We start from the raw sequence: 2102 nt of genomic DNA, 5'->3' as shown, positions 1-2102 counted from the left end.
TGACCGCGCCGGGCCCCGATCAGGAGCCCGAGGGCCGGCTGACGGACAGGCGGGCCACCAAGCGATCGACGAACGCCGCGAACGAGCGCTCGAGGTCGAACGCCGGGTTGAGCAGGAACTGGATCTCGAGCCCGTCCATGGTCGCGAGCAGCCACTCGGCCTCGCCGTCAATCTCCTCCTCGGCCAGAGGACGGAAGTGCCCGTCCTCGATGGCGTCGCGGAAGAGGCGGCGCATCGTGGCGAGGGTCGCGCCGTAGCGTCTCGTCATGAATTCATGGGCCGGGTGATCCGCCGAAGTCGCCTCCGCCGCCATGGTCACGTAGAGCTCGAGAAGCCCCCGGTGCCGGGTGTGGTAGCGCATGAGCTTCTTGAAGGCCTCCAAGAGCTCGTAGCCCCGATTCGGTGAACCCATGGCTTGCGACGTCACCTCGCCCCAGTGCTCGAGGACGGCGATCAGCAGGCCCTCCTTGCTGCCGAAGAGCTTCAGAACCGCGGCGGGAGTGAGACCCACGCGCTCGGCGACCCGCTGGAGCGTGCCGCCTTTGAAGCCATGCTGCCCGAAGACGTCCATCGCCACGGAGACGACTTCGCGGCGACGCTCGATCCCCTTCTTGTATGGGCCTCGAGGGCTGCGTTGGGCTGGCCCCGAAGGGTCGGGCGAGGCGGTCACGCCTTGGAGCCTACCTCCGGACGCAGTTCGCCACGCATCTCGGTTGCGCCAAAGGTAAATTTCCATATACCTTTTAGGTGTTGCCCGGCCACGGAATGCCAAGGCACCAACGGCATGGGCCGCCACGACACCCACCCCCCACGGCACAGAGAAACGGTGAGCACTTGAGAACATCTACCCTCGGCGTCGGCATCCTCGGTGCAGGCCCCGTCACCCAGGCCATCCATCTGCCGACCCTCGCGCGTCTCCGGGACGTGTTCCACGTTGCGAAGATCATGGACGTAGACCCAGCGATCGCGGAGTCGGTGGCCGGAAGGGTCGGCACCGCGTGGACCACAAGCATGGACGATCTGCTCGCGGACAAGGCCGTCCAGGTCATCGTGATCTGCAGCCCGCACCAGTTCCACGCCGAGCAGGTCATCGCGGCCTGCCGCGCCGGGAAGCAGGCCGTGCTGTGCGAGAAGCCGTTCGCCATGAGCCAGGCCGAGGCCGAGGAGATCGCGGCGGTCTCGCGGGAGACCCGCGTGCCGATCATCGTCGGGGCGATGCACACGTTCGACCCGGGCTGGCTCGCCGCCAAGGAGCACTGGGGCGATCTGGTCCGCACAGCGCACACGATCCGCTACTCGATCGTCCTCCCGCCCAATCCCCGCTTCGAGGACTTCGCCACGGAGGTCATCACGCGTCCCGAGCGGGCGCGGCAGGACCGCCACGACCCGGAGGTCGCAGCCGGCATGGTCCGCGCCGGCATCATGGGCCTCGCGATCCACGACCTACCGCTCGTGCGCGCGTTCTGCCCGGATTTCACCGACCTCGAAGTCCTCTCATGCCACGTCCCAGACCCGTTCGGCTATCTGGTCAACCTGCGCATTGGCGACCGGAGCGTGCAGGTCTCCGGAATCAGCACCGAGAGCTGGCAACCCGAGTGGACCTTCGAGGCCCTGAGCGACGTCGCCTCGCTTCGGATCGACTTCACGCCGTCCTACGTCCAGGCCGGCTCCGCGACCGCGGCCATCACGCGCGGAGGCGAAGCCACGGTGTACGGCCCGTACCCCCACAACGGCTACGAAGGCGAATGGCGGTACCTGGCCGATCTGGCGAGCGGGAAGGCCGCCCCTCTCGACGTCACGGAACTCATCCACGACCTCACCTTCGCCCTCGACGTGGCCGACAAGGCCTCGGCCGCCGTCCGGGCCTCCGCAGCGTCCGAGGCCGCAGCATCTCAGGCCACCGCGCCCCAGAAAGAGGCCATCGCATGACTCAGCAGCTCACCGTCACGTCCTCCCCCGAGGCCGACGCCATGGGCGGCGTCGCCCAGGTCGTCGCCTCCTTGCCGGTTTCGCTCCACCCCGCCGGTAGCACTTCGGCCGACGGCGGTGCTGCCGCCTACGACGCCGGTGCTGCCGCCCTAGTCGCGATCGCCGGCACCGCG

At 68.4% G+C, this 2102-nt stretch carries 2 protein-coding genes; one reads left to right on the top strand and one right to left on the bottom strand.

Annotation, left to right across the window (positions count from 1 at the left end; genetic code table 11):
* Positions 1-19 precede the first annotated feature (19 nt).
* Entirely contained in the window at positions 20-670 is a 651-nt protein-coding gene (locus ACLN58_RS21505) for a TetR/AcrR family transcriptional regulator (RefSeq protein WP_415857249.1), read from the bottom strand.
* Positions 671-834: 164 nt separating this feature from the next.
* Here ACLN58_RS21505 and ACLN58_RS21500 point away from each other — a divergent pair, with 164 nt between their 5' ends.
* Entirely contained in the window at positions 835-1929 is a 1095-nt protein-coding gene (locus tag ACLN58_RS21500) for a Gfo/Idh/MocA family protein (RefSeq protein ID WP_415857248.1), read from the top strand.
* Positions 1930-2102: the final 173 nt, after the last annotated feature.

Origin of the sequence: Sinomonas sp. G460-2 (genome assembly GCF_047759905.1) — a bacterium.
Classification (GTDB): domain Bacteria; phylum Actinomycetota; class Actinomycetes; order Actinomycetales; family Micrococcaceae; genus Sinomonas.
This window is presented reverse-complemented; position numbering and strand designations above follow the sequence as displayed.